Raw genomic sequence first — 21,783 nt, forward strand, 5'->3', positions numbered from 1 at the left:
TCAGGCCCGCATCCGCGCGGACACGCCGATGACGAGCACCAGCGGCACGATCAGCAACGCCGGGGCGACGACCGGCAGGTGCAGGGCGACCAGTGCGCCGACGGCGGCGCCGACCATGAGGGCCAGCAAGACCTGGGCCTTGGGGCGCAGGCTGCCCCACGGGCTGCGCGCGGCGACGCCGGCGATCAGGCTGGTGAGGGTGCCGGTCAGGTACGTCGACGACAGGCCGGGCACGCCGAACCGTTGGATGGCACTGCTCTGCACGCCCAGCGCGACCGCCGACAGCATGAGCAGCGCGAGGTGGACACGCGCGTCGGGGGCGTGCAGCGTGACCTCCCAGACGACGAGGAACACGACGAACACCAGCAGCTCCAGGACGAGCGCCCAGGTGACCCGCCGGGGCCAGACCGGGTCGCCCGGTCGTGCCGAGCCGACGACGCGGGCACCGGCGAGGACACCGACGATGAAGCTGACAATGGCGCAGCCGGACGTCAGGGCCAGCTCGGCGTCACCTCGGCCCGCCGAGAGTCCGAGCAGGACCATGTTGCCGGTCATGACGCTGGCGAAGGCGCCGCCGAGGGAGAGGAACCCGATGGCGTCGGCGCAACCGGTCAGGAAGGTGAGCACGACGACGAGCGCGTGCCGTCGACGCAGGAGGCGCGGGTCCTGCTGAGCCGCGGGGCGGGGCTGGATGACGCTGGGCACTGTGCTCGACACGGTCGGCCACCCTCCAAGGATTGTTCTTCGTATACACTTTGTCCGGATGTGTTCACGGAGAGGCGACCAGGTGGCTGAAGATCTGCGGGACAAGCTCGGCGCGCAACACCTGCCGCTACGCGATCAGGTTCTCGCCGCCCTGCGCACCGCCATCATCGACGGCAACTACCTGCCCGGTGAACGGCTCACCGAGGACCGGCTGGCGGAAGACTTCGGCGTCTCCCGCAACCCCGTCCGGGAGGCCCTGCGCGTCGCCGAGGCGGAAGGCTTCGTCGTGATCCTCCCCCGCCGGGGAGCGGTCGTCGCCTCACCGAGCAGCGGCACCATCGCCGACATGTTCGCCGTCCGCGTACGCCTGGAGACGCTGGCCGCCCGGCTGGCCGCCGAGCGGGCGACCGCCGCGGACGTGGTGGCCCTGCGTGCCCTGCTGGACGAGGGACGCGAGGCGACGCAGCGGCAGGACCTGGCCCGGGTGGCCGAGCTGAACAGCACCCTGCACCTGCGCATCCTCCAGGTCAGCGGAAACCCCTGGCTGTCGTCGATCGCCAAGTCGCTCTACCTCCATGTCCAGTGGGTCTTCCGGCTCGGGGCGGCCGAACGCGCGCCACACTCGTGGGCCGAGCACATCCAGCTCGTCGACGCCATCGAGTCAGGCGACGGCGACCGCGCCGAGCGGGCCGCGCTCGACCATCTCGACGCGGCGTCCGCAGCGGCCCACGAGAACGCCGAAGGTGGCTACGGCGCCCGCTAACGCCCGCACGCGTAGCCCTGCATCCCCCGGGGGTTCGCACCGGCGGAGAGCACGCCCGTCGCCGGGTCGCGGCTCACCGCGCAGAGCCGACCGAGGCTCCACCCGTCGGTGACCCGCACCTCGTGCCCGTACGTCCACAGGGCGGCCAGCACCTCGTCGTCGAACCGGTCCTCCACCACCAGGACGCCGGGCTCCATGCTCCGTGGGTAGAACGACCCCGGCAGGCTGAGCGTGTGCCACGCCGGCGCGTCGATGGCCTCCTGAAGGGACTGGCCGCCGACGAGGTGCCGCAGCAGGAACGGCAACTGCCACTGGTCCTGCTGGTCGCCGCCGGGTGTCCCGCAGGCCAGCACCGGTTCCCCGTCGCGGTGCACCATCGTCGGGCTCAGCGTCGTACGCGGCCGGCGGCCGGGGGCCAACGACGAGGCCAGCCCCTCCTCCAGCCAGAACATCTGCAAGCGGCTGCCCAGCGGGAAGCCGAGTTCCGGGATGGTCGGCGAACTCTGCAACCAGCCACCACTGGGCGTTGCGGAGATCATGTTGCCCCACCGGTCGACCACGTCCACGTGGCAGGTGTCGCCACGGGTCACGCCGTCCGACTGCACTGTCGGCTCCCCCGTCGTCGCATCCGTCGGGTCGGTACGCCGGGCGGCGCCGGGTCGGACGTGGGCCGCCAGCCGTGGCAGCGCCCCGTCGGGACGCCCCGGCCGCAACTGCGCCGACGCGCGGTCACCGATCAGGGCCGCCCGCTCCCGCGCGTACTCCCGGGAGAGCAGCGCCTTGGCGGGCACCTCGACGTCGTCGCCGTACCAGGCCTCCCGGTCGGCGAAGGCGAGCTTGAGCGCCTCGACCTGGGCGTGCACACCATGGGCGGTCCCCGGGTCGTACGCGGTGGGGTCCTCGAGCGCGTCGAGGGTGGCCAGTGACTCCAGCAGGACCGGGCCCTGGCCCCAGAAACCCGTTTTCGCCACCGAGTAGCCGTGCCAGTCGAGGGTGGCGGGCGCCTCCCAGGTCGCCGAGTACGCGGCCAGGTCGTCACCGGTGATCAACCCGGCGTTCGGCCGACCGCTGGAGTCCTGGAACGGCTGGCGGCTGAACGCGTCGATCGCCTCGGCGACGAAGCCCGTACTCCAGGCGCGACGCGCCGCCTCGATCTGCGCCTCCCGGTCCGCGCCGGCCGCCTGGCCCGCCTCGACCAGCCTGCGCAGGGTGTCCGCGTACGCCGGGTTGGTGACCATCTCCCCGGCGGCGGGTGGCCGGCCGCCGCGCAGCCAGAGCGCGGCGGAGGTGGGCCAGTGTTCCTCGAACAGCGACCGCACGGCCGCCACGGTGTCGCCGACCCGGCCCACCAGCGGGTGTCCGGCGCCGGCGTAGCCGATCGCCGGCTCCAGCACCTCGGCGAGGGTGAGCGTGCCGTGCTCGCGCAGCAGCAGGAGCCAGGCGTCCACCGCGCCCGGCACGGCCGCCGCGAGCGGCCCGGCCCCCGGGATGAGGTCCATGCCGAGGGACCGGAAATGCGCGATGGTGGCACCGGCCGGCGCCGGCCCCTGACCGCACAGCACCTTCGGCCTCGGGTCCGCCGCGGTAGCCACGATGGCCGGTACCTCGCCGCCCGGCCCGTTCAGGTGCGGCTCGACGACGTGCAGGACGAACCCGGCGGTGACCGCGGCGTCGAAGGCGTTCCCCCCGCGTTCGAGGATGCCCATCGCCGCCTGGCTGGCGAGCCAGTGCGTCGAGGACACCATGCCGAAGGTGCCCTGGAGCGTGGGTCGGGTGGTGAACGTCATGACAACACCTCACTGGGATCTGCGGTGCGAACGTCGGGACCGGTGCCGTCCGGCAGGACCAGGTGGCACGCGGCCATGCCGTCGCCGATGGCCCTCTGCGCCGGCACCTCCGTCGCGCACCGGTCGAACGCGAGCGGGCACCGGGTCCGGAACCGGCAGCCGGACGGCGGGTCGAGCGCGGACGGCAGGTCGTCGCCGAGCAGCACCGGCTGACGCTCGCGTTGGCGCACCGGGTCCGCCACCGGCGCGGCGGACAGCAGCGCCTGCGTGTACGGGTGGGCGGGCCGGGCGAAGATCCGCTCGCGGCTGCCCTGCTCGACGAGTTGACCCAGGTACATGACGGCGATGTCGTCGGCCAGGTACTCGACCGCGGACAGGTCGTGGGTGATGAAGAGGCAGGCGAACCCGATGTCGCGTTGCAGGTCGGCGAGGAGGTTGAGCACCGACGCCTGCACGGAGACGTCGAGTGCGCTGGTGGGTTCGTCGGCGATGAGCAGCATGGGCTCGGAGATCAGTGCTCGGGCGATGCTGACCCGTTGGCGTTGCCCGCCGGACAGCTCGTGCGGATAGCGGCGTGCCACCTCGGCGCGCAGGCCCACCCGTTCGAGTTGGGGGGCGACGCGGGCGTCCCGGTCCCGCCGGGAGATCCGTTTGCCGGCCAGCCGCAGCGGCTCGGCCACGATGTCGCCCACCAGCATGCGGGGGTCCAGTGACCCGGCCGGGTCCTGGAAGACGATCGACACCGCGCCGCGATGGGGACGCAGTCGCCGTCGGGACAAGTGGGTGACGTCCATTCCGGCGATCCGGACCGTGCCGGCGGTCGGCTCGACGAGCCGCACCACGCATCGACCCACCGTCGACTTCCCGGAACCGCTCTCCCCCACCAGGGCGGTGACCCGGCCTCTCGGGATCGTCAGGGACACCCCGTCCACGGCGCGGACCGGGCCGAAGTGCATCACCAGGTCCTCGATCTCCAAAGCGTTGGGCTGCGGCGTCATCGGGTCGCCTCCTGGGGTGCCGTCGAGCAGGGATGCCAGCAGGCCGCCACGTGGTCCGTGCCACCGACGCCCTCCAACGGCGGGGCGGAGTCGCGGCACGTCGCGTCGGCGGCCGGGCACCGGTCCGCGAAGGTGCACGAGTCGGGTTGGGTCGACAGGACGGGCACCAGCCCGGGGATCTCGGTCAACCGGTCCGTGCCGGCGTGCCGGCCCGGCTGCGGTGACGCCGACAGGAGCCCGGCCGTGTAGCGGTGCCTGGGGTGTGCGAACAGGTCGTCGACCGGTGCCCGCTCCACCACCCGTCCCGCGTACATGACGACGACGCGGTCGGCGATGTCGGCGATCACGCCGAGGTCGTGGGTGATGATGAGGATGCTCGTGCCGAGCCGGTCGCGCAGGTCCCGCAGCACCTGGAGGATGCCGGCCTGGACGGTGACGTCCAACGCCGTGGTCGGCTCGTCGGCCACCAGCACCTTCGGGCCGCAGGCCACCGCCATCGCGATCATCACGCGCTGACGCATGCCCCCGGAGAGCTGGTGCGGGTAGGTGTCGACCCGCTGGGCAGCGGACGGGATCCCGACCAGCGTCAGCAGCTCGACGGCGCGGGCCCGCGCGGCTCGTCGGGGCATCCGTTCGTGGACCTGGAGCACCTCCGCGATCTGCCGCCCGACGGTGAGCACCGGGTTCAAGGACGTCATCGGCTCCTGGAAGATGTAGGCGATCTCCTGGCCACGTACCCGACGAAGGGCCGACTCGCGGGCGCCGACCAGTTCGGCGCCGTCGAGGCGTACGGAGCCGGTGATCCGGGCGCTGCCGGGCAGCAGGCCGGCGATGCTCATCGCGGTGACGCTCTTGCCGCACCCCGACTCGCCGACCATTCCGACGATCTCCCCGGGTGCGAGGTCAAGGCTGACCCCGTCCACCGCCGAGACGGTGCCGGTCTCGGTGGGGAACGACACCGAGAGGTCGCGGATCTCCAGCACCGGCACGGTCGCCGTGGTCATCGCCGGTCTCCCTTCGGATCGAGGGCGTCGCGGAGGGCGTCACCGAAGACATTGAAGGCCAGCGCCAAGCCCATGATCACGACACCGGGAAGGACGGCGGCCCACGGTGCCCGGGCGGCGAACTGCTGGGCATTGGCCAGCATGGTGCCCAGGCTGGGTGCCGGGGGTTGGATGCCGAGGCCGAGGAAGGACAGCACCGCCTCGCCGAGGATCGCGGCCGGGATCGCGACGGTGGCCTGCACCAGGATCACCGACGTCGCGTTCGGCAGGATGTGCCGGGCCAGCACCCACAGGTCGCTCGCCCCGTCGACCACGGCCGCCGCGACGAAGTCCAGCGACTTGAGGCGCAGCGTGTCCGAGCGGACGACCCGGATCACCCCGGGGATCTGGGCGATGCCGATGGCCACCGCCGCGTTGCCGAGGCTGGCGCCCCGAATGGCCGCCAGCCCCACCGCCATGATCAGGAACGGGAACGCGAGCAACAGGTCGGTGAAACGCGAGATCACCGCGTCCCAGGCCCGGAAGTAACCGGCCGCGAGCCCCAGTGGCACCCCGATGACCAGGGAGGTGGCCACCGCCAGGAGCCCCACCTGCAACGACGCCCGCGCACCGAGCATGATGCGGGAGAGGACGTCCCGGCCGAGATCGTCGGTGCCGAGCACGTGTCCGGAGGTGCCGGGCGGTGCGAACGTACGGGCGAAGTCGGTCTGGTCGACGGAGTAGGGCGCGATCCACGGCGAGAGCAGCGCGGTGGCCGCCGCCAGCGCGAGCACGACGAAGCTCACCACGGCGAGTGGGTTGCGGCGCAACCGTCGCAGCACCCGTGCGCGCCGGGTGACGCTGACCGAGGTCTCCGCCATCGGTACGGTGAGGACGGTCATGCCGGATCTCCCGTCACCCGGATGCGGGGGTCGATGACCGAGTAGAGCAGGTCGACCAAGAAGTTGATCACGATGTAGGCCGTCGCGGTGAGCAGGACGACGGCCTGGATCACCGGGTAGTCCCGTTGGAACACCGCGTCGATGGTCATCTTGCCGAAGCCCGGCAGCCCGAAGATCTGCTCGGTGACGACCGCGCCCGAGATCAGGCCACCGAGCTGGAGACCCACGACGGTGACCACCACGATGAGGCTGTTGCGCAGTGCGTGCCGGGTGATGACGGCGCGCGGTCGCAGACCCTTCGCCTTGGCCGTGCGCACGTAGTCGGAGGAGAGCGAGTCCAGCATCGCCGACCGGGTCTGCCGCATGATGATGGCGGCGAGGCCGGTGCCGAGGATCACCGCCGGCAGGACGATGTGGTGCAGGTTGTCCACGGGATCCTCCAGGATCGGCACGAAGCCGGAGGCGGGGAACAGCCCGGTCGCCACGGACAGGTAGAGGATCGCGAGCAGCCCGAGCCAGAAGTGCGGCACCGAGAGGCCCACCAGGGCCAGGCCGTTGGCGAGCCACTCCGCGGGCCGCCCGCGACGCACCGCCGCGAGCACTCCCGCGCCGACCCCGAGCGCCGAGGCGATGAGGATCGCCAGGACGGACAGTTCGACGGTCACCGGCAGGGCGGTCGTGAGCATCGACGACACCGGCGTACCGGTGCGGATCGACACCCCGAAGTCGCCCTGCGCCATGCGCTCCACGTACTGCGCGAACTGGACCGGCAGCGGCTGGTCCAACCCGTAGTGCCGGCGGATGGCCTCCAGCGCCTCCGGCGAGCGGTCCTCCCCGGCCAGCGCGAGGGCCGGGTCACCGGGCAGGGCCCGCACGCCGACGAAGACCACGATCGTCGACAACAGCAGGGTCAACGCCGACTGCCAGGCGCGGGTGAGCAGGTAGCGGGCCACTGTGACCTACTTGGCGAAGCCGGCGAAGGCCGCCCGGAGCACACCGTCCGGGAAGACCTGCAAGCCTTGGAGCTGCTTGCTCACGGCGGTCAGGTTGCGCTGCCGGTAGAGGTAGATCAGGGCGTCGTCCTGCTGGAGCAGGGTGACCGCCTGCCCGTACAGCTTCTTACGCTCCTCGACGTCGCCGGCCTGACGGGCCTGGGTCAGCAGGGTGTCGAGCTGCGGGTTGCTGTAGCCGGCGACGTTCTGGCTCGCCTTGGTGCCGACGAAGTTCGTGATGTTGGCGTCCGGGTCGATCCGCCCGCTCCAGCCGAGCTGCAACAGCTCGAAGTTGCCGCGGTCCTGCTCGTCGAGGAGCGACGAGTATTCCACCGGGTTGATCTTCAGGTCGAACCCGCCGTCCTTGACCATCGACTGGAGCGCCTGCGCGAGACGCAGCGTGTCGGGTGTGTTCGAGGCCAGCATCGTCACCGTGTACGGCGTCTGCACACCCGCCTCCGCCAGCAACTGCTTGGCCTTGGCGGGGTCGTGCGCCGGGCAGGTCTGCGCCTCCGCCGACGAGAACGCGCTCGCGGGCGAGATCGGTGAGCAGGCGACGGCGTGCAGACCGTTGAACACCGCGTCGACCAGGGCCTTGCGGTCGATTGCGTGTTCGAAGGCCTGCCGTACCTTGGCGTTCTGCGCGAGCGGACGGTTGATGGGCTTGGGCGCGGTGCCGATGCCGTCGACGTTACCGATGTTGATCGTCAGACCCTGGTAGCCGAGGGACTGCGACTGCAGGACCGAGACCGCGGCGTCCTGGCGCAGGGCGGCGAAGTCCTGGGTGGAGACGCTGTCGGCGACCTGCACGTCGCTGGAGCGCAGGTTGGCGGCGCGGATGCTCGCGTCGGTGAGGATTCGCCACGAGATGGTGTCGAGGTGCACCTTGCTCGCGTCGTAGTAGTTCGGGTCCTTCACCACCTCGATCGAGTTCTGTGGCACCCGCTTGGCGAACTTGAAGGGGCCGACGCAGACCGGCGCGGAGGCGAAGTCGTCACCCAGGCTCTGCAACGCCTTGGGACTCATGATCATGCCGGCCCGGTCGGCGAGGGCACCGAGCAGCGGCGCGAACGGCTGCTTCAGTCGAAGGACGACGGTCTGCGCGTCCGGGGTGTCGACGCCGTCGATGGGCCCGAGTTCGCTCTTGCGCGCCGACCGGGCGTTGGTGAGGTGGCGTTGCACTGTGGCCTTCACCGCGGCCGAGTCGAACGGCGTCCCGTCCGCGAAGCGCACGCCCGGGCGCAGCGGGATGGTCACCGTCCGGCCGTCGCCGCTCGTGGTGGGCAGCGCGGTCGCGAGCTGCGGTACGACCTGCGCCTTCTCGTCGACGTCGTAGAGCTTCTGGCACATCGCCTGGAAGACGTAGCGGGAGTAGAGGCTTCTCGACAGTGTCGGGTCCAGCGCGTCGGGCTCTGCGGAGAGGGCGATTTCCAACTTGCCGCCCTGCTTCACGGCGGCGGGGTCTGCCGGCGTGCCGAAGGAATCCTGGCCGGCCGACTGGTTGTCGCCGGACGTGTCGCCGCCGCTGTTCGACACCGGTGAGCAGGCAACGATCGTGCAGACAGCGGCGGCCGCCGCCACTGCGGCCCGGAGCACGCGGCGGCGGGGCAGGCGCGTTTCGCTGGCGGAGAGGTTCGTCATGGAGAGCTCCTCGGGTGGGCGATTCGGGGAGCGTATGTTGTATACGATGACCGCCGCAAGACCTCCGTGAATTGGCTTTCGGCAGCCCAGAAGACCGCTGGCATCTCCTGCCGACCGGGCGGCCAGCCGCCGGCCTCCCGTCGTCAGCTCAGGGCGCGGACCGGGCCGCGGGCGGGGCCGCGTCACGCCGCAGGAGGCTGAGCAGGACGACGACCGCGAGCACCGCCACCACCGCGCTGAAGACCTCGCCGGCGGGGCGCAGACCGATCGTCTGGATGAGCAGACCGACCCCTACCGCGGGCACGCCGAGCATGGCGAACAGGATGGCGAAGAACGTCGACACCGCCTCGGCCTGGTGCTGCGGCTCGGTCTTCATGGTGATCGTCGCGATGCCGTCGCCGACCGCCACCCCGGACGCCACCCCGATCAGCGCCGCACTGACGAGCAGCGTCGCCAGCAGCGCCATCCACATGCTGAACGCGAGCAGGCCGGCCCCCACGATCAGGCCGACGCAGGCGCTGGCCAACGCGGCGCGCGAGGACAGCACGCGGGTCAGCAGCTGACCGAACGCGGCACCGGCGAAGGCCACGAAGACCACCAGCGCGGCCAGGGTGTGCGAGGTCTCGTGCAGGACCATGCCGAGGAAGAGCCCACTCACCGACGTGAGCACCCCGAGCGCGGCGAAGCCCGCACCGGCGGTGATCGCCGAGCGGACGAAGGCGCCGCGAATGGTCGCGGGCACGTACAACCGTTGCACCCGCAGGGTCACCGGTGAACGCTCGCGCACCGTCTCCGGCACGCCCCGCAACGCGATGATCGCCAGCACCGCCAGGATCAGCACGATGACCCAGGGCAGCCGGAGCGGGTCGGGCGCCACGTCCGACACGATCCCGGCCAGCAGGGTGCCGGTGGCGAGACCACCCAGGTTCGCGAAGATCGACACAGTGGCGGCTCGTTTCGGATGCCGCCGGTCGATCAACTCCGCCAAGGCCGCGGTCGCCGCACCGATGATCAGCGCTGCGGACAGACCGGCGAGGATCCGACCGACGATGATCATCGCCAGGTCCACGGCGAACAGGAAGACAGCGTCCGCGGCGACGGAGAGCAGCAGCGCGGCGAGGATGACCGGGCGTCGGCCGATCTGGTCGGAGAGCCGCCCGAAGACCAGCAGCCCGACGACCACGCCCAACGCGTACAACGCGTAGACCACGGTCACCGTCAACGACGAGAAGCCGAACTCCATCTCGTAGAGCGGGTAGAGCGGGGTCGGCACGGTGGTGCCCACGAGCGTGATCCAGAAGGCGAACGCGACCCGTACCGCGCCGGACGTGGAACCGGAGCGTGTCACTCGTACAGCATGGGTCTTGACCTTGGCGGAGGTGCGGTATCGGCCCTAAACGCCCGCATCAGGTGGCGGCGCGGCAGGAGGGTTGGTGCGCTGCCTTTGGAGCTGATGTCGCAAACGATTCAGCTCCAAAGCACCGACCAACACTCCCCCGTCTCGGCCTCCGTCAGCTCGCCGGTCCACCCTCGGGAGGCCCGGGCTCCCGGGGTCGGTACTCGGGACGCAGCTTCGCGCTGGCGAACGCCGACTTCACCGCCGCCGAGAGTGCCGTGATGTCGTACGCGCCGTAGTGCCGCCGGCCGTTGATGAAGAAGGTCGGGGTGCCGGTGACACCGCTGAGGTCGGCGGATTCGACGTCCTCGGCGACCCGGTCGACACCCATCCGCTTGACCATGTGCTCCCGGAACTGGTCGATGTCCAGGCCGAGCTGTTCGGCATAGCCCAGCACGTCGTCGGGGTCGAGGGCGTCCTGGTGCGCGAGCAGCAGGTCGTGCATCTCCCAGAACGCCCCCTGCTCGCCCGCCGCCTCGGCAGCCTCGGCGGCGATTTGGGCCTGCGGGTGGACGTCGGTGAGCGGCAGGTGCCGCCAGACGTACCGGACGTTGGCGAAGTCGGCGAGCAGTTCCCGGACCACCGGCTCGGCCTGCCCGCAGTAGGGGCACTCGAAGTCGCCGTACTCCACGACGGTCACCGGCGCGTCGAGCGACCCGCGCATGTGGTCGCGCTCCGGGTCGACCGGCAGCATCAGGTCGACGATCCCCTCGGTGACACCGAGCAGCGCGCGCGCCCGCCGTGCCGGCGACAGTCGCCCGACCGAGCGGAACACCAGCCAGGTGACGAGGGACGCCCCCAGTGTCGCGACGAGGATGCCGAGCTTCGCCTCGTCCAGGGCGGGGCCGCTGAGGGCGTGGGTGGCGATGAGGAGCGCGACGGTGAACCCGATGCCGGAGACCGTGCCGACCCCCACGACGGCGACCCAGCCGACCGGTGGTCGGAACCGGTTGCCGCTGAGTCGGGCCACCAGCCAGGAGACAGCCACGATCCCGGCCGGCTTGCCGACGACGTAGGCGACCACGACGCCGAGCGTGACCGGGGAGACCACGGCCCTGGCGAGAAGGTCGCCGTCGATCACGATTCCGGTGTTGGCCAGCGCGAAGAGCGGCACGACCAGGTAGCTCGCCCACGGGTGGTAGATGGTCTGGAGCCGCTCGTTCGGCGACAACGCAGAGGTGAGCCCGGCCCGGGCCATCCGGGCCAGCTGCGGGGTGGGCTGTTCCCGGAAGAGGCGGAACTGGTCGCTCGCCCGCTGCAGGTCGTCGCGCCCGGGAGCGTAGGCGTAGGTCAGCAGCCCCATCACCAGACCCACCACGACCGGGTCGACACCGGACTCCGAGACCGCGACCCAGGCCGCCACCCCCAGCAGCGCGTATACCGGCCCGAACCGCACACCCAGGGCCCGGACGAGCAGGACGACGCCGAAGATCCCCACCGCGACGAGCAGCGCCATCGGCGAGGGATGATGTGGGTACGCGATTGCCAGCACCGCGATCGCGACCACGTCATCGACGACGGCGACGGTCAACAGGAATCCCCGCAGCCGATCCGAGAAGCGCGGCCCGAAGACGGCCAGCGCGCCGAGCGCGAGGGCCGTGTCCGTGGCCATCACCGCGCCCCAGCCCGCGGCGGTGGTCTGCCCGACGTTGAACGCGAGATAGATCGCGATCGGCAGGAGCATCCCACCGAACCCGGCCAGCATCGGCAACGCCAGTCGACGCCGCTCCCGCAGCTCGCCGATGTCGAACTCCCGGCGCAGCTCCAGCCCCGCGACCAGGAAGAAGAACGTCATGAGCCCGCTGTTGACCCACGTACGCAGGTCGTGTGACAGGGACCAGTCGCCGAGCCGAACCGAGAGCGAGGTGCCCCACACCGACTCGTAGGACGACACGTGCAGGTTGGCCCACACGAGCGCCGCCGCCGCGGCGACCAGCACCACCCGGGCGCCGCCGGTCTCGGTGCGCAGGAACGAGCGCAGCGGAGCGTTGAACCGACCCTCCCAGGCGGTTCGGCTGGTCCATCCCCGGTGCGGGTTGTCGCTCGTCACGGAGACAATCTTCGTTGACCTCATCGTCGCGTGGTCCGGATTGGGGCACATGGCGACCAGCCGATACGAGCACCGGGTCGGGCGCGGGGCATACACGGAGCGCCACCAGTTGGTAACGTGCGGGTGATCCCGCCGGCTGCCGTCGGCGGTGGTCCCCTGGGGAGGGTCAACATGTGGGCGGACGACGCTGCGCTCGGCGCGGCCGGACGCCGGCTCGACGAGTGGGAGTCGTCGCTCGCCGAACGGGCGGCACGCGCGAAGACGCTCTCGGCGAGGATGCAGGAGCTGACCGGCACCGCCCACAACAACGACCGGACGATCGACGTCACCGTCGAATGCTCCGGCCTGCTGATCGGCCTGCGGCTCGACGAACGCATCCGACAGCAACCCGCGGCGCGCACCGCCCAGCAGATCCTGGAGACCACCCGAGCCGCACGCACCGACCTGCTACGCCAGGTCCGCGAACTGACAGTGGAGTTCCTCGGCGACGACGCGAGCGCCCAGGCCATCATCGACTCGTACCGCAGCCGGCTGGCTGGTGACCAGGGTTCGAGCGATGCCGACCGGTGACGGCATCCACGTCGACCCGGACGACCTGACCGCCCACGCCGCTCGCCTCGACCGCTGCGCCGGCAGCCTCGACACCGCCCAACAGGCAGGCCAACACGTCCGGTTGGGCACCGACGCGTACGGCCAGCTCTGCGCGCTGATGCCGACACTGCTCGACGGCCTCCAGCGGACCCTGGTCGACGGCATCGGCGCCGCCGCCACGTCGGTGCGGGACACCGCCGGCAAGCTGCTGGTCGCAGCGGACCGCTACCGAACCTCCGACGCCCACGCGAAGCAACTGCTCGACGGGGTACGGCAGCAGCACCTCGATGAGGTGCGGCGGCACCGGTGACGTCCAACCCGCTCGTCGCCGCCGCAGCGGACACTCCACCCAGCGCATGGGCGGGCATCTGGATCTGCGAGGACATCGAACTCATCGCCCAGGGCGTACGCAACGGCAGTTGGATCGACGGCAGCCTCGGCGTGGTGAGCGCCGGCCTGGACGCCCTCGCCTTCGTCTCCGACCCGGTCGGCGCCCTGCTCCAGTACGGGATCGCCTGGCTCATCGAGCACGTCAAGCCGCTCAGCGAGGCACTGGACTGGCTCGCCGGCGACCCGGCGCAGATCACCGCTCACGCCCAGACGTGGCGCAACGTCGCCGCATCGCTCCGGGACGAGGCCGGTGCGCTGACCCGCGCCGTCCGCACCGACGTCGCCGGATGGGGCGGCAGCGCCGGCCCCGCCTACCGCGCCTGGGCCGCCGAACAACAACAGGCCATCACCGGCCTCGCCCGGGGCGCCGACACCATGGCCGCGATCACCGAAGGCGCCGCCGGCCTCGTGGCCGCCGTCCGGCTCCTGGTCCGCGACGCCATCGCCACCTGCGTGTCCCGTCTCATCGTGTACGCGGGCGAACTTGTCGTCACCGGCGGACTGGCCGCACCGCTGGTCGTGGAGCAGGTCACGACCCTGGTGGCGTCGTGGGCGGCGCGGATCGCGCGGCTGTTGCGGGGGCTTTTGGCCAGCCTGCGGCGGTTGATCCCGGAGGTACGCCGACTCGGCGACCTGATCGACAAACTCAAGCAGGCGCTGGGTCGACTCCAGCGTTCCGGGGCAGACCCGGGCGACCTCAGTCGGGTTCGCGGTCGCGGAGCTGGTCCTCGAATGCCGATGAGGATGGAGGCGGTGACGAGCCTCGCCGCCAAGTACGGGATTGATATCTCCGACATCCGGCTCATCATCAACAATCGGGTTTCTGGTGTGTGCGGGCTGACGAAGCCTGACGAGTCGGTCATGCTCTGTCGAGAAGCCTTCCGCAGTGAGGAGGACCTGGCCCGTACGCTCGAACACGAGCGGTTCCACGTCGCCGAGCTCCGCCAGGGGCGCCCGTACCCGGCCACCCGTCATGAGATCGACGCATTCGAGGATCGGGCCTACGCCCATGAGGAACAGTGGTGGACCAACCACTCGGTCAGGCCGGAAGGAGCGCACTGATGGCCACGTTCGATGAGTGGTTGACGGCATACGACGTCGTATACCGCGCGCTGCCAGCGACGTCCGATCTTGCCTGCCCGAACTGCGGTCACCGGACCCTACGGATCGTCTTCACGGCACGGCCCGCTGCCGAGTACGGGTATGTCTCGTTCTGGTGCGACACCTGCCTGGAGGGGATTTACGTGTCCCGGGCACCTGTTCCGGTCGGTGTCACCGCACGATCGACAGACGAGCCGACCGAGGAACGCAACCGTGGCATCCCCGACTACCGCCTCGTGACGTAAGAACCCGTTCACCGGCGTAGGCGGCGGGAGCAGGCGCCGTCGTGACCGTCGTGGAACAGGCAGCGCCGGCCGCCACACAGCGGTAGGTCGCAGAAGATCGGCAGGGCGGACGAGTTCGGCCAGCGGTGGAACGTGGACCTACCCCTGACCGGCCCCGATGGCACGATCACCGTCCGCACAGCCTGGATACTGGAGAGCGGGGCATCTGCACCTCGGATGGTGACCATCTCGTTCCCGCCAAAGGAAGGTTGACATGTTGGAGCTGTACGACGTGGTTGAACTCCGGGAAGCCATTCCGGGAGAAGAACTGCTCGCGGGGGCAACGGGAACCGTCGTGCATGTCTTCAACGGCCCCCCGCCTGCGTACGAAGTCGAGTTCGCTGACGCCGATGGCCGTACGGTCGCCATGGTCACGCTCCGGACAGACCACATAGTGCACCGCGACAGGTAGTTCGGAGGCAGCGGGCTGGTGGCCGCAACCTACGCATCCGAGATTCCTGGATCGAGCAATCCTGGTAGTCGCTGGCACACCGTGCGGTCCCATCACCGCAGGCGCTGGGCTGCGAACCGGTAGGATGCGCCCATGAGCTGAGAGGCGGTTGGCAGGTACATGCCCCCGGTCGTGACGCTCGATGACCTGACGGCGATGATGGCCGCAGACGAGAACCACCGGTACGAAATCAGCCCGGAGGGACTCGTCTCGATCCTGCCGCCGCCGGGCTACAACCACGCGATCATCGCGACCCGGCTCATGGTGTGGCTCGCTCAGGGCGGTGTCCCAGCGGAACACATCGCCCAGGCAGTCGGGCTACGCATACCGGGCCGTGACGGCGGCGTCGGCGGACGCATCCCGGACCTGGTCGTGTGGAGCAAGGCTCAGGCCGACGGTGTGTGGCTGCCGGTCGCCGACGTGGTCCTTGTTATCGAGATCGTTTCACCCGGCTCCGAGGGTGTCGACACAGTGACAAAGCGCAGTGAGTACGCCGCCGCGAGCATCCCGCAATACTGGGTGGTCGACCAGGACGCAGCGCAGACCGTCACCATGCACCGTCTCGAGGGCGACCAGTACGTCGCCCGTGCGACCATGCCGCTCGCCTGGGTCCTCAACACCCGACCCGACGAGCACGGCCTCGGCTGAAGCGGCCCAGACCTCGCTCATTCTGCCGCGACCGACTCAGGTGACGCCTGTTACCGATATGAGTGGTGACTCTCGTCAGCCTCGGGTGAGGCGGCCCTCCTGGTCGAAGCGGAGGCGTCCGCTGGTCACGGCGACGTGCAGCCCGTACCGGAGTAGCTTGTCGATTTTCTCGGTGCGGCGACGGTAGCCGAGCCGTTCCAGGCCGGCGCGCAGCAACCGTTCCTCGTCCATGCTCGGCATGCCCTCGAGTACGTGTACGAAGGCGTTGGCCACCTCCTCGGGCGGCACTTCCTCGAATGCGCGGTCGTTGCTCGCCTGCGTGACCCGGTACGCGCGGTACGTCTGCGGGTCGGCGCCTTCGGGCCAGGCGTACCGGCTGACTGTCGGGTGCGTGTAGAGGCGGCGGGAGTCGACGAGCGACAGCACGGCGGTACGCCGGTCCTCCCGGGTGCGGAGGAAACCGAACCGGGCGAGGGCGAGGCGTGCGAGCCGGTGCTGCTCGATGGGCCCCTCAGCCTCGATGATCTCGCGGAGGGCGCTCCGCATCAGATCGCGTACGCGCCGGTCGGTGGCCAGAAGGTCGAGGTCGGCCTGGTCTCCGAGCGGGGTCGGGACGTACGGAACGAATGGGCTCACCGTGATGTTGTCTGCGCCCGAGGTCGCCGTGGCCGTGGCGGCCAGTGCGGTGACGGGTGCCGCCGATTCGCCCCGGAGCGGCTCCTCGTCCACCGCGAGGCGCGGCTGCGGCAACTCGGCGGGCGGTGTCGGGCGCAGAGGCTCCACGTCCGTTTCGGAGCGCGGCTGCGGCAGTTCGATGGCTTCGGGTGCCGCCGCGACCGGTGACGGCTCGGGCTCGGCGGTGGTGGCGGCGTCGGCCCGGGTGACGGCTTCGTCGACCCGGTCGAGCAGCGCCGAGCGGTCGTGGATCCACGCCGGCAGCCAGAACCGCACGACCTCCGGCCAACCCATGATCGAGCGGAGGAGCGTGGGTGCCGAGTCCCGGTCGGCCACCGTCGGGCGTGCGCTCCAGTCCGGGCCGTCGAGCATGACGGCAACCTGCCACCGTGGTGAGCCTGGTGTGCGTACGGCGATGTCCACTGTGAAGTCGGAGAGGCCGTGCGAGGTACGGACCTCGTGGCCGCGGTCGCGCAGCGCCGCGGCCACCTCCTCGCGGATCCGACCGCGCCGCTCGGTGCGGTCGGTGGCGAGGTCGCCCAGGCGCTCCGCGCCGGCGGCGGCCATCTCGCAGTACGCCCGCAGGTGCTGGGTGCCCAGCGCGGACGTGCGGGACAGGTCGATGTCGGACGGGTCGAAGGACGAGTAGAGGATGACCTGGCGGCGGGCGCGGGTGATGGCCACGTTGAGCCGCCGCTCGCCGCCGGCCTGGCTGAGCGGGCCGAAGTTCAGCGGGAGCTGGCCGGTCTCCAGGTTGGTGGAGAAGGCCAGGGAGAACAGGACGACGTCCCGTTCGTCGCCCTGCACGTTCTCCAGGTTCTTGACGAAGATCGGCTCCGCGACCGCGCCGGAGAGGTGCTCGCGGATGATCGGATCGGGGCTCTCCTCCAGCAGGTTGAGGATGAGGTCCCGCTGCTGGATGTTGAAGGTGACCACGCCGACGGACTGGGTGGCGGTCGCCGGGTCGTGCAACCGCCGGGTGATGTCCGCGAGGATCGCCCGCGCCTCGACCTCGTTGGTGCGGGATCCGCCCCGGTCGTACCGGCCCTCGACGCGCCGCCAGCTGACGCCCGCCGAGCTGGCGGCACCGGGCGACGGGAGGCTGGAGAGCTTGTTGTCGTAGTAGTAGCGGTTGGAGAAGGCGATGAGTGACTCGTCGTGGCTGCGGTAGTGCCAGGAGAGCCACCGTTGCGGCAGTCCCGACTCGACGGCCTCGCTGAGAATGCTCTCCAGGTCCTCCGGCACCGGGCCGTTGCCCTCGTCGACCTCGTCGACGCTGTGGCTGGCCTGCATGATGCTGCTCGGCGGCATCTGCCGGGAGTCACCGACCACCACCACGGCGCTGCCCCGGCCCATCGCGCCGATCGCCTCCGCCACGCGGATCTGCGAGGCCTCGTCGAAGATGACCAGGTCGAAACGTTGGCTTCCCGGCGCCAGGAAGTTCGCCGCGGACGCGGGGCTGACCAGCACGCACGGGGTCAGTGCGAGCACCGCGTCCGCGTACTGCTCGAACAGCTCCCGGAAGGACCGCCCGCCCCGCTTGCGGCGAAGCTCGGCCGCGAAGTCAGCGAAGCGACCACGCCGGTCGGCCGGGCTGAAGGGTCGGCGGCGGACCAGCACCGACGGCAGCTGTGTCGGCAGCGCGGACCGCAGCTCACCGGCGGCCGCCTCGAACTGGCTGATCTCGTCGTCGTGCAGTTCCGGGTCGAAGTACTGCAGGCCGCCGGCCCGTACCCGCTCGGCGAGGGACGCCGTCGCGACTCCCCGCCGGTAGACCTCCTCGGCGAGATGCGCTGGCACCTCGGCGCGCAGCAGCTGGTCCCGATAGTCGGTGAGACCTGCCGAGGCGAGCACGTCGGCGTGGGTCAGGACGGTCGCCCATCGGCGCAGCGGGAACAACTCCTCGCTCTGCACCTCGTGCAGCCAGGCCGCGCCGTCGCGCTGCCAGGCGTCGGTCCAGTGCGAACCGGCGGCCCACAGTGCCAGCTCGGCCTCACCGGAGCGCAACACTCCGCGCCAGGCCCGCCACCGGGAGGCGAACCGGTCGAGGAGCACCGCATCCACATCGGTGAACCCGCCGTGAAACAGCTCCCAGGCCTGCGGGTGCCGGGCCAGGAGCGTCCGGCCGACGCGGGTCGCCTCGATCGCCTCGGTCAGCCGCTCCTGCGCGTTGGGGTCCGTGGGCTGCCACTGCGACAGCCGCAGCCCGCCCACCGCGACGACATGCTGGAAGAGGGCCGCCGCCTGCGCCTGGGCGGCCATCAGCCGACCGGTGGCGACCTCCACCCGCTCGACGTCGAGCGTCGCACCGGCGACCAGGTGCACCGCCAGCCGATCCACGATGGCCTGCCGACGCTTGCGCTTACCGATCAGCCGCTTCGCCACCTCCTGGGCCTCACCGTGCCAGGCGGTCAGCTCCGGTCGAGCGAACACGTCCTGCCGGAAGGTGGCCAGCTCACCGGCGAAGCCCTGCCGGAAGGCCGCCAGGTCCGTCTGGAGCCGGGCCACCGCCTCGTCCCACCGCCGGTCGCTGGCGTGCAGGGTGGTCTGCCGGTCCGGCAGCAGTCCGCGTACGGCGAGCCAGGCACCCGCCTGCAGCTCGCTCACGGTTTCCGGGGCGGGCAGCGTCCGCAGCAACTCGACCAAGCGCGGGTGGGCGGCGAGGTCGGCGCGGAGGCGTTCGAGCTCACCGGCGATCTCGGTGACCGCGGCGCCGTGCAACCCGTCGAGGGTGCGGCAGCCGCTGATCGCCCACGGGTGCGCGGGCCGGAGTCGGGCCGATCGTGCGGCCGCCGGGAACTCCCGCACTGTCGTCTCGACCTGCGCGCGTGCCGGGGCGAGTGCGTGCAGGTAGGCCACCGGGATCGGGGCAACCGGGCCGTCCCCGTACGCCAGGGTCTGCTCGTAGGCCGACCAGAGCGACATCCCGACGGGGTTGGTGGTGTGCACCTGGGCCGGGTACTCGGTCAGTGGGGCGAGCCGCGTCCGGTAGGCCGTCTCGACGGCAGTCCACGTGCCGTCGCCGCCCTGGTCGTACTGGTCGAGCGCGTCGCGCAGCTGCTGGCGGATCGCGTTGAGGGACTGCTTGCGCCCGTGCAGGTCGAGCGCGAACGGGCCGAGGCCGATCTGCTTGAGGCGGCGCTTCACCACCTCCAGTGCGGCCTGCTTCTCGGCGACGAACAGCACCGACCGGCCCGCGCTGACCGCCCGGGCGATCATGTTGGTGATGGTCTGGGACTTGCCGGTGCCCGGCGGGCCCTCCAGGACGAAGGAGTGGCCCCGCTCGGCGCGCACGATGGCCTGCATCTGCGACCCGTCGGCGGGGATGGGCAGGTGCAGGTCGGCCTCGTCGACAGCGATCTCGACGTCGTGCTCCGGGCGGGCGGGATCGTCGAACGTGGCGCCGGAAGACTCGACCAGGTGCCGGACGACCGGGTTCTCCATGAACCGGGGCCAGTGGTCGGTGAGGTCCCGCCACATCTGGAAGGTGGAGAACTGCAACAGGCGAAGGCTGGCGCTCTCGTCGATGCGGTAGTTGAGCCGGTTGTCGAGCAGCCCGGTGTTGATCGCGGCCAGGGTCTTGGCGATGTCGATGCCGTGCTCGTCGAGGACCGGTCGCTCCAGCTCCGGGATCCGCACGCTGTGCTTGACCCGCAACCACTCGATGAGGCAGTAGTTCGGGCTGGCGACCTCGGTGCCGTCGATGACCATCGCGTACGGGCGACGGCCGCTGCCACCCTCGATGCGCACCGGTAGGAGGAACAGCGGCGCGTACGCCTCTCCCCCGGTCGTCTTCGTGTGCACCAGGGTGCCGATGGTCAGGTAGAGGTAGTTGCTGCCGGTCTCCTGCTCCATGGTGCGCGCCTCGCGCTGCAGCGCGCGCATCGCCGTCTTGTAACGGGCGTCGGTGACCGCGCCGTATACCCGCCGGTCGGTACGCAGCTCCCGGGTCAGGATCTCGGCGTCGAGGTCCTGCGCCCGACGTGCCCCGGCCAGCTCGTGGACGTGACTGATGTCGTCCTGCGGAATGACCTGCACCTGACGGCCGTCGTGGATGAGGTCGTCCAGCAGGGCCAGCGCACCCGCCGGCACGTGCAGGTCCAGGCCACGGCCACGCTTGGGCAGGTTGAGCAGCGGGTTGCGCAGGCTCAGGTCGAGCAGCGACTTCTTCCACTGCTGGACGCGCGCCGGCGACCCGTCGGACTGCTGGGGCACCTCCTCGCCCTCGTCGGCGAACTGGCGCAGCTTCGCGGCGGCGACGCCGGGCGGAAGGTCGAGAGACGCTGTTATCTTCTGCGTCGCCTCGGGGTCGACCGCGGCGGGCGCGATCAGTTCGTCGGCTGACGGCAGCGGGCGGATCCCCGAGCGATGGGCCAGGTGCACGTCGACGACGCCCTGCATGCGCTCGCCGTCGCCGCGGAAGTGGCCGAGCCCGACGCGTACCGCCTCGGTGAAGGTCGCCGACTGCGCGCCCGGCCCGATGCGGGTCAGCTCGACCGGCACGGCCCGGCCCGAGTCCACCATCGAGATCAGCAGGTTGGTCTCGGTCACCGCGGCCGAGCCCAGCCGCTCCTCCTCCAGCAGGAAGCCGCCGAACGCATGCCCCGCGCTGACGAAGATGAGCGGGTGCAGCCCCGCCGCCTCCAGACACGCGGCGTACGTGACGGACAGGTCGAGGCAGTTGCCGAGCCGACCGTCGAGGACGGCCGCTGTCGTGCGCACCTTCTGGCCGGTGTTCTCGAAGGATGCCGGCAGGGTCTGGTAGGTGATCTCAAGTTGGCGCAGCGCCTCGTACACCGCACCGGCGATCAGCGCCGCCCGCTCCGAACCCTCCTGGTAGCCCTGCAGCGAGCCCGAGCCCGTCCGCGCCAGCAGGAGCTGGGCGGCTGCCCGCAGGACCGCCTCCACCGCCCGGGTGTTCGGCTGCACGAAGGCCGCCAGGCTGTCGTACAGGGCGGGGCTGTTGAACCACTCGTTGTGCGCCAGCACTCTGGACGGGGCGACCAGCCGCAGTGTCTGCTCCTGCGCCTGCACCCGGAGGGTGTAGTCGACCGGGAACGCCTCGTCGGTGCGGTACAGCAGCACGCGGTCGGGCGTGAAGTCGCGGAAGTCATCCCAGCTCGTGCTGGCCCCGGGGCGCAGCGGCGCAGCCAGCGTACGCGTCCACGGCTCGGTCAGCGCCCCGTCCGGGCCTCGCAGTTCCAGCGTCAACGTGACATCGGTCAGCGGCACCACACCTCGGTTGACGAGCGTGAGGTGGCGGACCAACGGCACCCGGTTGTGCACCAGGGCGGCGTTGATCGCCGGCTGCACGATCAGCCCAACTTCGAGCTGCTCGTCGTCGGCGGTGAACTGCGCGAAGACGCTGTCGGACATGGGCGTTTCTCCAGGTGGGGAGACCAGGGAGGGCCAGCCTAGCGGTCAAC

Annotated in this window: 18 protein-coding genes; 8 read left to right on the forward strand and 10 right to left on the reverse strand. The window is 70.9% G+C overall.

The window, feature by feature from the left end; all coding sequences use genetic code 11:
• Positions 1 to 717: a DUF1275 family protein gene (locus HNR22_RS06710; RefSeq protein ID WP_179779584.1), complete on the reverse strand. Its 717-nt coding sequence runs from the start codon at positions 715 to 717 to the stop codon at positions 1 to 3.
• 70 nt (positions 718 to 787) lie between these two features.
• Here HNR22_RS06710 and HNR22_RS06715 point away from each other — a divergent pair, with 70 nt between their 5' ends.
• Complete coding sequence (locus HNR22_RS06715; protein ID WP_179779585.1) at positions 788 to 1,468, forward strand: FCD domain-containing protein; 681 nt, start codon at positions 788 to 790, stop codon at positions 1,466 to 1,468.
• Here HNR22_RS06715 and HNR22_RS06720 read toward each other — a convergent pair.
• The 8 genes from HNR22_RS06720 to HNR22_RS06755 form a co-directional block, all read right to left on the reverse strand.
• A complete protein-coding gene (locus HNR22_RS06720) occupies positions 1,465 to 3,255 on the reverse strand; it encodes a gamma-glutamyltransferase family protein (protein WP_179779586.1) in 1,791 nt (596 codons plus the stop codon). The genes HNR22_RS06715 and HNR22_RS06720 overlap by 4 nt on opposite strands.
• Positions 3,252 to 4,253, reverse strand: coding sequence for an ABC transporter ATP-binding protein (locus HNR22_RS06725; protein ID WP_179779587.1), 1,002 nt, complete (start codon positions 4,251 to 4,253; stop codon positions 3,252 to 3,254). Before HNR22_RS06725 ends, HNR22_RS06720 begins: the two co-directional genes overlap by 4 nt.
• The gene (locus tag HNR22_RS06730; protein ID WP_179779588.1) at positions 4,250 to 5,257 is read right to left on the reverse strand and encodes an ABC transporter ATP-binding protein; all 1,008 of its coding nucleotides are present in this window, start codon (positions 5,255 to 5,257) and stop codon (positions 4,250 to 4,252) included. The genes HNR22_RS06725 and HNR22_RS06730 overlap by 4 nt, the downstream gene beginning before the upstream one ends.
• Complete coding sequence (locus HNR22_RS06735; protein ID WP_179779589.1) at positions 5,254 to 6,138, reverse strand: ABC transporter permease; 885 nt, start codon at positions 6,136 to 6,138, stop codon at positions 5,254 to 5,256. Before HNR22_RS06735 ends, HNR22_RS06730 begins: the two co-directional genes overlap by 4 nt.
• A complete protein-coding gene (locus HNR22_RS06740; protein ID WP_099854507.1) occupies positions 6,135 to 7,091 on the reverse strand; it encodes an ABC transporter permease subunit in 957 nt (318 codons plus the stop codon). The genes HNR22_RS06735 and HNR22_RS06740 overlap by 4 nt, the downstream gene beginning before the upstream one ends.
• Before the next feature lie 6 nt (positions 7,092 to 7,097).
• Positions 7,098 to 8,771 (reverse strand): ABC transporter substrate-binding protein, encoded by a 1,674-nt coding sequence (locus HNR22_RS06745; protein ID WP_179779590.1) that lies wholly within the window; start codon positions 8,769 to 8,771, stop codon positions 7,098 to 7,100.
• Positions 8,772 to 8,919: 148 nt separating this feature from the next.
• On the reverse strand, positions 8,920 to 10,119 hold the full coding sequence (locus tag HNR22_RS06750) for an MFS transporter (RefSeq protein ID WP_179779591.1): 1,200 nt from the start codon (positions 10,117 to 10,119) through the stop codon (positions 8,920 to 8,922).
• A gap of 163 nt (positions 10,120 to 10,282) precedes the next feature.
• Complete coding sequence (locus HNR22_RS06755; RefSeq protein WP_179779592.1) at positions 10,283 to 12,217, reverse strand: Na+/H+ antiporter NhaA; 1,935 nt, start codon at positions 12,215 to 12,217, stop codon at positions 10,283 to 10,285.
• Positions 12,218 to 12,388: 171 nt separating this feature from the next.
• On the opposite strand from HNR22_RS06755, the gene HNR22_RS06760 reads away from it, so the two are divergent.
• The 7 genes from HNR22_RS06760 (at position 12,389) to HNR22_RS06785 (ending at position 15,682) form a co-directional block, all read left to right on the forward strand.
• Positions 12,389 to 12,787, forward strand: coding sequence for a YbaB/EbfC family DNA-binding protein (locus HNR22_RS06760; protein ID WP_179779593.1), 399 nt, complete (start codon positions 12,389 to 12,391; stop codon positions 12,785 to 12,787).
• The gene (locus HNR22_RS06765; RefSeq protein WP_179779594.1) at positions 12,774 to 13,118 is read left to right on the forward strand and encodes a type VII secretion target; all 345 of its coding nucleotides are present in this window, start codon (positions 12,774 to 12,776) and stop codon (positions 13,116 to 13,118) included. The genes HNR22_RS06760 and HNR22_RS06765 overlap by 14 nt, the downstream gene beginning before the upstream one ends.
• Positions 13,115 to 14,260, forward strand: a complete 1,146-nt coding sequence (locus tag HNR22_RS06770) for a WXG100 family type VII secretion target (protein ID WP_246380708.1) — start codon at positions 13,115 to 13,117, stop codon at positions 14,258 to 14,260. The genes HNR22_RS06765 and HNR22_RS06770 overlap by 4 nt, the downstream gene beginning before the upstream one ends.
• Entirely contained in the window at positions 14,260 to 14,544 is a 285-nt protein-coding gene (locus HNR22_RS06775; RefSeq protein ID WP_179779595.1) for a hypothetical protein, read from the forward strand. The genes HNR22_RS06770 and HNR22_RS06775 overlap by 1 nt, the downstream gene beginning before the upstream one ends.
• A gap of 96 nt (positions 14,545 to 14,640) precedes the next feature.
• Positions 14,641 to 14,796: a DUF6883 domain-containing protein gene (locus HNR22_RS31990; RefSeq protein WP_425488094.1), complete on the forward strand. Its 156-nt coding sequence runs from the start codon at positions 14,641 to 14,643 to the stop codon at positions 14,794 to 14,796.
• Position 14,797: 1 nt separating this feature from the next.
• Positions 14,798 to 14,995: a DUF4926 domain-containing protein gene (locus HNR22_RS06780; RefSeq protein WP_179779596.1), complete on the forward strand. Its 198-nt coding sequence runs from the start codon at positions 14,798 to 14,800 to the stop codon at positions 14,993 to 14,995.
• 171 nt (positions 14,996 to 15,166) lie between these two features.
• A complete protein-coding gene (locus HNR22_RS06785; protein WP_343059707.1) occupies positions 15,167 to 15,682 on the forward strand; it encodes a Uma2 family endonuclease in 516 nt (171 codons plus the stop codon).
• A gap of 75 nt (positions 15,683 to 15,757) precedes the next feature.
• Here HNR22_RS06785 and HNR22_RS06790 read toward each other — a convergent pair whose 3' ends face one another.
• A complete protein-coding gene (locus HNR22_RS06790; protein ID WP_179779598.1) occupies positions 15,758 to 21,733 on the reverse strand; it encodes a DUF4011 domain-containing protein in 5,976 nt (1,991 codons plus the stop codon).
• Positions 21,734 to 21,783 lie beyond the last annotated feature (50 nt).

This window comes from Micromonospora jinlongensis, from assembly GCF_013410645.1.
GTDB lineage: Bacteria > Actinomycetota > Actinomycetes > Mycobacteriales > Micromonosporaceae > Micromonospora > Micromonospora zamorensis.